Annotated in this window: 6 protein-coding genes; 2 read left to right on the top strand and 4 right to left on the bottom strand. The window is 56.9% G+C overall.

Features of this window, described 5'->3' with window-relative positions; genetic code table 11:
* Positions 1 to 648: Maf family protein (locus Q0C48_RS14350; RefSeq protein ID WP_366937067.1), on the top strand; the 648-nt coding region annotated here is incomplete at its 5' end.
* Positions 645 to 2,135 (top strand): ribonuclease G, encoded by a 1,491-nt coding sequence (rng, locus tag Q0C48_RS14345; RefSeq protein WP_291525522.1) that lies wholly within the window; start codon positions 645 to 647, stop codon positions 2,133 to 2,135. The genes Q0C48_RS14350 and rng, both read left to right, overlap by 4 nt.
* 137 nt (positions 2,136 to 2,272) lie before the next feature.
* Here rng and Q0C48_RS14340 read toward each other — a convergent pair whose 3' ends face one another.
* The 4 genes from Q0C48_RS14340 to Q0C48_RS14325 all read right to left on the bottom strand — a co-directional run bounded on the left by Q0C48_RS14340 (position 2,273) and on the right by Q0C48_RS14325 (position 7,285).
* Complete coding sequence (locus Q0C48_RS14340) at positions 2,273 to 3,112, bottom strand: hypothetical protein (protein ID WP_291525519.1); 840 nt, start codon at positions 3,110 to 3,112, stop codon at positions 2,273 to 2,275.
* Positions 3,113 to 3,574: 462 nt separating this feature from the next.
* Complete coding sequence (locus Q0C48_RS14335) at positions 3,575 to 3,775, bottom strand: hypothetical protein (RefSeq protein ID WP_291525518.1); 201 nt, start codon at positions 3,773 to 3,775, stop codon at positions 3,575 to 3,577.
* Positions 3,776 to 3,785: 10 nt separating this feature from the next.
* Positions 3,786 to 5,156 carry an NRAMP family divalent metal transporter gene (locus tag Q0C48_RS14330; protein ID WP_291525516.1) on the bottom strand — a complete coding sequence of 457 codons (1,371 nt, stop codon included), beginning with the start codon at positions 5,154 to 5,156 and terminating at the stop codon, positions 3,786 to 3,788.
* A gap of 332 nt (positions 5,157 to 5,488) precedes the next feature.
* Positions 5,489 to 7,285: a bifunctional diguanylate cyclase/phosphodiesterase gene (locus Q0C48_RS14325; protein WP_291525513.1), complete on the bottom strand. Its 1,797-nt coding sequence runs from the start codon at positions 7,283 to 7,285 to the stop codon at positions 5,489 to 5,491.
* Positions 7,286 to 7,389: the final 104 nt, after the last annotated feature.

Below are 7,389 nucleotides of genomic sequence, written 5' to 3'. Positions count from 1 at the left end.
CGGCGCCGGCCTCAGCACGGGCACGGCCGAACTGCTGTTGGTGAACGCCAGCCCGACTCCGTGACCCGCCTGATTCTCGCCTCGGCCTCACCACGCCGCTTGGCCCTGCTCCAGCAGTTGGGCTATGCGCCAGAGGTTTTAGCCACTGACGTGGATGAGACCCCACGGCCCGGCGAGACCCCAGACGCCCTCGCTCAGCGCCTGGCCCATAGCAAAGCACTCGCTGCGGCTACGGTAAGCCCGGAAGCCATCATCCTGGCGGCAGACACGGTCGTGGCGCTGGGTGATCGCGCCTTCGGCAAGCCCGGCAACTTCGAGGAAGCCATGCAAATGTATACAGTGCTCGGCGGCTTCTGGCATCAAGTGCATACGGCTGTCGCTGTTCTCCATCGAGGCCAGGTAAACCTGCGCCTGTGCAGCAGCGCCGTCCGCCTGCGCCCCCTCAACAGCGCGGAGATGCGTGTCTACTGGGACACCGGCGAACCAGTTGATAAGGCAGGGGCCTATGCGGTTCAGGGCATCGGCGCGGTCTTTGTCAGCGGCTTACAGGGATCTTACAGCGGTGTCATGGGTCTGCCCCTTTTCGAAACGGCGGAGATGCTTGCCGCTTGCGGTTTCTCCCCCCCTTGCCTCTCAGGACATCCATGAGCGAAGAACTGCTGATCAACGTCACCCCCCAGGAAATCCGCGTCGCGCTGGTGGATAACGGCGTCCTCCAGGAGCTCCAGGTCGAGCGCAGTGGTCATCGCGGCCTGGTGGGCAATATCTATAAAGGCATCGTCCGCCGCGTCCTGCCCGGCATGCAGGCTGCTTTCGTTGATGTCGGCCTGGAACGCACAGCCTTCCTCCACGCCGCGGATATTCAGGATGACAGCGAGGAAGTGCAAGGCGAGACGGACATCGAAACCCGTGCTGGCCACCACGAAGTCCGCAACGTCTGCGCCCTGCTCCACGAAGGACAAGAAGTGTTGGTGCAGGTCATCAAGGACCCCCTCGGCAGCAAAGGCGCACGCCTCTCTACCCGCATCACGCTGCCAGGACGTTATCTGGTTTACATGCCCTTTGTGCCGCGCATCGGCGTCTCCACCCGCATTGAATCGCCTGAAGAACGTTTCCGGCTCAAGGAGCAGCTTAAATCCGCGATCCCGCCCGAAGAGGCCGGCGGCTACATCATCCGCACCCTCGCGGAAGGCGTGGAAGAAACCGATTTTGCCGGAGATATCGATTTTCTCCGGCGCCTATGGGACTCCATCCGCGCCCGACTGGAGCGCAGCCCGGCCCCCAGCCAAATTCACAGCGACCTCAACCTCGCCATGCGCATGATGCGTGATGTGATGTCCGACAACATCCAACGGGTACGCATAGATTCGCGGGAAACCGTCGATGCCGCTCTGGCCTTTTGTCAGGGCGTCATCCCGGAAGTGGCTGATCGCATTGAACACTACAGCGGTGAGCGTCCGCTTTTCGATCTTTATAACGTCGAGGACGAAATTGAGCGCGCCCTGCAAAGCCGGGTCACGCTCAAGTCCGGTGCCTACCTCATCATCGACCAGACCGAGGCGCTGACCACGGTGGACGTCAACACCGGCGGCTTCGTGGGACGACGCAATCAGGAAGAAACCATCTTCAAGACCAACCTGGAAGCCGCCGCCGCCATCGCCCGACAGATGCGCCTGCGCAACATCGGCGGCATGATTATCATCGACTTCATCGACATGGAAGACGAGGAGCACAAACGCCGGGTCCAGCGTGCGCTGGAAAAGGGCATCCAGAGCGACCGCACCCGCTGCAACATCACCCAGATATCCTCTCTGGGCCTGGTGGAAATGACCCGCAAACGCACCCGCGAAAGTCTGCGCCAAACCCTCTGCGAGCCCTGCCCCTACTGCCACGGCCGCGGTTTCATGAAAACCGCAGAAACCATCTGCTACGAAGTCCTCCGCGAGATCGTCCGCGAAACCCGCGCCTACCCTGCCGAACGCTTCGTGGTTCTGGCCTCCCCGCAGGTCATGGAGAAGCTGTTAGACGAGGAAAGCACCAGCCTTGCGGCGCTGGAGGAGTTTATCGGCCGACCTATCAAGGTGCAGGCAGAGGCAACTTATACACAGGAGCAGTACGACATCATTCTGATGTGACATTTTTCAAGGTATCGCCAGCCACTGTTCCATCGGCAAGCGGGTCGGGGAAGGATTCGACCACCCGCCGCTGGATACCCTGGTCTTGGCAATGCCGGTGTCGTGGAAAGGCGCGTTGCGGCAATATAGCAAAGATATCATACTTCCTCGGAAGGGACTTCCTGATCTCCAAATGCTGCGGACTGTGGTGAACGATTCGGATCTTCCTTTCGCGAAAGCGCCATGTAGGTGACGCACGCAATAATCGCCGCCGTCAGGCTTACACTGACGAGGGCCGTACCATATCCGAGGCCGCCGAAGCGCTTCGGCTTGTCCGCCCAGTCGGCGAAGGACGCCCCTAGCGGGCGAGTCATGATGTAGGATAACCAGAATGCCAGGATGGGATTGGCTCGGAGAAAGCGGTAGGCAAGTCCGGGAAGGAGGAACAATATGGAAAACAGGACTCCGGATATGAAGTAACCCAGATCCAGACTGGAGGCCGTCATGTCTCCGGCAGCGGTCCCCAGCGCAAAGGTAGCAAGAACCGCTGCCCAGTAGAACATTTCTCTTCGCGGTCTATAAATGCTGTGGATAGAGAGCGTATTTTCAGATTTCTTCCACATCACAAAAATGGCTATCAGCATGGCCAGGAAGGCGGGTGTCGTGACGACATACGGTATGCCGAGCGCCACATGAATGGAATCCGCCACCATCGTGCCGAAGACGCTGACCATGGCGACGACGAACCAATAGACCCACGCAATATATTTCTTTACAGAAAACTGAAGAATGACGGAGAACAGAAAAACAAATGCCCCTGTCAATACGGCCACATAGGGATTGATATGAGAGACAAGATAATCAGACGTTGCTTCACCCATCGCAGTGGTGAGCAACTTCACCACCCAGAATAGCAAAGTGATCTCCGGGACTTTGTATAATACTTCCCGGTGGTTTTCACCGATTTCCATGGGCTGTATTTTTAGAGGCAGCGTCATATCCAAGTCATCCTATTCTTTATAACATCAACCTGGACCCCCATGCTGTATCTGGATGGGATATCCACGTATCTATTATTTTGGCAATTGCTTAGGCGAGAGAGCAATTTTAGGGAACATCCACCTAGCTGTAAAGCTTAACGCAACACCCGAACTCTACGATTGAAGATCAGAGATCAGCGCGCCGTCTTGTCACCGCCATTTCGGTTCACAACCATCATAAACGGCCCCTGAAACTGCATGATGTATGGGCCATTCAAATTCACCTGCAATTCGCCCAACAGATCTGCGAACATGAAAACAGATTTGCGTTATAAGAACGAGATAGGGACCACCGGAGTCATTTCAGGCAGGAATCCTCACATCGGGTGTTACCCGGCACAGCAGGAAAACTGGCTCACATCTTTATTAACAGTCTGCGCTGCGAGTTTGAGCCCTTCTACCATGGTCAGCGCTCTCTGCTCAACGCATACCACGCACAAAACTGATGGCCACCATGATCAGCATGATCACGATGTAGGTACGCAAGCCCCAGAAGGCTATCTGAATACCTCCCCGAATCGGCGCGCGGGTCAGTGGCTTGGGTTCCTGATGGATCTCCTCTTCCAGAAACGCCAGAAATTCCGGGGTCGCCGCGGAGCGAAAGTTTTCTTTGGGATACATGCAAAGCTCCTCAGGCGGATGGGAAGACGACGGTATAGCCATAAACGGCATTGGCCAGAATAAGGAAACCAACGATGGTGAACGCTGAATAATTCTGCCAGCGCCGGTTCACATAGCTCCCCATGATCTCGCGATCATTCAGCAGCATGAGCAAAAACAACATCGCCGCCGGCATGAATATGGATGCAATCACCTGCACGGTGAGGTTCAAAAACCCCAGGGGGATGTGGGGAATCAGGACCACCATGGCTGCCATGCCGGCGCTCAAAATGCCGGACAGATAAAAAGGCAAGGCCCGTTGTGGCTTGAGATTCAGACTCCGGGGGAGTTTAAGCGCTTCGCCCACTGCCCAGGAAGTGCTCGCCGTAATGGCAATGGCCGCAATCAGCCCGGACTCGACGAGACCCAGAGCAAACAGCGCGGTTCCGACACTGCCCAGACTGCTCTGTCGTAACAGGTGGAGGATCGCCTGTATGTCGAACTGAGCGGCATTGGTGTGCCCGTACGCCAGGGTACCCGTCAAGATGACAATGGCAATGGCGATGATCCCCATGGAAAGGCTTCCGAAGGCGGTATCGGCCTGGCCGCTGGGGATGTCATTGACCGTCAGGCCCTTATCAACGACCGAGGATTGCTGGAAAAAGAGCATCCACGGAGCGATCGTCGTTCCGAGATTGGCAAGTATGACATAGGTAAAGGCGCCTACCGCAGTCCCCACCGGGATGTGCCAGTTGCCCACTGCAGCAATGACCTGGCCCCAGTTCGGATGTGCCGCGATAGCCAGGGGCACAAAAACGATATTGCCTGCGGCGATCCACAACGCCAGCCGCTCCCAGGTGTGGTAATGCAAAAAGATCATAGTCGCTGCGACAAATATCCAGGCCAGCGTGACCGACAGAACCGGCGGCACGGAGAACACGCTCATGCCCACACGGATGCCGATAAACTCCGTCACCAGCGTCAGAATGTTCGCCACCGTCAGATCCAGCAGGGAAAACACCCCCCAGAAAGCGCCATAACGCCCCCAGATCATCTCGGCATGTCCCCGGTGAGTCACCGCGCCAAGACGCACGGTCATCTCCTGCACCACATAGGCCACCGGGATCATGAGCAGCAGGAAGGGAATAAAAAAACCGATACCGTACATCGCCCCAGTCTGGGCGTAGGTGATGACGCCGCCGGCATCGTTGTCAGCGATCATCACCAAGATGCCTGGCCCGATCAGACTCAGAAACAGCAGTAGTCGCCGCCACCAGGAGGGATGATGGCGGAGCTGATAAATCCGCCAGCGATCCTTGATGCGCTCCCGCACTTCCTCGGGTAATTGCTGCAACACATCCGCCTCGCTGGGCGTTGCGTGATGTTCGGACGCAGTCGACATCAATCCCCTCCTGAATAGCATGCGAAAAACCGCCACAATCAAGCCATCCAATCTTACCGCAGCAAGACCCGTCTTCAACCCATGCATAGGACAAAGTTCACGAAGTTCACGCCACCCAAGAACAGGACGGTGGTGCACGCGTTACTTGAGACCAATCCGCCTTGCATCCGGAGCCCTGAGTCGCCCCTCGGGGAGCCTACGACGGTGACTGTCCAGGCCGTTGCCTCCTGCACAAAATGAGTGGCACTTTTGTAAGCTAGCACAGCCGGTCAGGTCAAGCAAAATATCGCCCGCTCTGACGCAGCGGACTTTTCACATCCAACGGCTTTCCATCAACATTTCGCTTTCTGGAAAGCTTCCAGCAACCCGTCCTCAAACGCTTTTTGCGCCTGATTCACTTCTTCCCAGTCTCCGGTAACAGGGACCTTCAACAACGCCGCGATAGCGCGGTGGACCTCCCGATGAAGTCCAAACAAAGAAGAATCTTCAGCAAGACCCAGGCGCCGCATATATTCATCCATGACACAACGGGAAGCATCCGCCAGTTCATCGCTATCGACCAGCTTCGGATTATCGAGGATCACCTTTTTCAAAGCCCCCTGGTCGGATATCTGCTTGGCATAGAGTCCGAGCAAGCTGGTCGGATGCTGCCGATGACAGTACGGATACTGGGCGAGAAACTCCCGCAATTGCGCCGCAGGCATCGGCTTGGCGATGGCATAGCCTTGCAGTAAATTGATACCCATGACCGAAATCGCATCGAGGATGTCCTCCGTTTCGACCCCTTCCACCACCAGGTCCACCCCCAGGCCGACCGCCAGATCGCGAATGGCCGCGACAAAATACAAATCCTGGGGCCGCTCCTCCAGGGAGCGGATAAAGCCCTGATCCAGCTTGATCTCATCAATGGGCAAGTCCTTAAGGCGCAACAGTGAGGAATAAGCACTGCCCACATCGTCCAGAGCGAGACGAACACCCAGTTCCTTGATGTCGTGCAGAACGGACAACGCGACATTACGCTCCAGGAAATCGCTGCCCTCCAGGATTTCCACCGTGATCCGGGAAGGATCGATGCCACTGGCTCCTATAACATTTGCCAGACAGGGAACGCAGCGATCATGGAAGGACTCCGGGGCCACGTTAAAGGATACCCAGAGCGACCATCCCAGGGCATCCAGCTCGGCCAGATCTGCCAATGCCTGGGAAAGGACCATCCTGCTGAGATCGGTAGTGTCCTCGGCCGTGATCAGCGGCAGGAACTCCCCCGGATAAAGGATCCGTCCATCCTCGTCCCGCAGCCGCGCCAAGGCCTCGACACCCACGACCTGGTGGGAGTGGGTGTCGAGGATGGGCTGGTAATGGACGAGCAAGCCACCTTCCCGCAACTGTTTTTGGACGGTGTTCCGCCGCAGCGGCACTGATTCCCCGTAGAGTGTCCAGAAATGCAAGCGATCCGTTTTGTGGCTCTTACTCTGATAGAGCGACTGGTCGGCGTAGCGGAGAAGCGCGCCCGGATTATTGGTATCCTCGAAAGGATAGATGGACATCCCGGCACTGAGATCGATCCCTGCCTTGTTTCCATCGGGAAGATCAATGGGTTGTCGGATCAGCGCCCCGACCTTCTCCAGGGCGATGTTGATCTCCTCCATGGAGGTACAGTCTTCCAGGAGCAAAACGAACTCATCGCCGCCCAGACGGGCCACAAAGTCCGTGCGGCGTACGCCCTCCTGCAAACGCTGACCGATGGTCTGCAAGACCAGATCCCCGGCTTCGTGGCCATAAGTATCGTTAATGAGCTTGAAGCCGTCGAGATCCATCATGACGACACCTAAAAGATATTCGTGGCGATTGGCGCGGGCCATGGCCTTTTCCAGTTCCGCATCCAGAGCGCGGCGATTGGGCAGACCGGTGAGCGTATCGAGGAGAGCTTGCTGTGTCAGTTCATCCATCAGCCGATGGCGCTCCGTCACGTCCACACAGGTCCAGAGGATACGTTTTACGCCATCCGGTTCGTCCAGTCGTTGGCCGGAAATATCCAAGTAGATGATTCCTCCATCCACGCGGCGGTAGGGCACATCCCTAAGTGTTCCCTGCCGCTCTTCCAGAACGGTTTGCGCAAATGCACTCACCCACCCATCAGTTTCTTCTTCTGAGAAAAACTCTCGTATCGGGTGATCTACTATAGGGCATTTCGAATAACAAAAATTTCACGACTTGAGAATGGAATATTCCC

Source organism: Acidithiobacillus sp. (assembly GCF_023255755.1).
Lineage (GTDB): Bacteria > Pseudomonadota > Gammaproteobacteria > Acidithiobacillales > Acidithiobacillaceae > Acidithiobacillus.
Note: the sequence above shows the minus strand (reverse complement) of the source record. Positions and strands in the feature narration are given on the sequence as shown.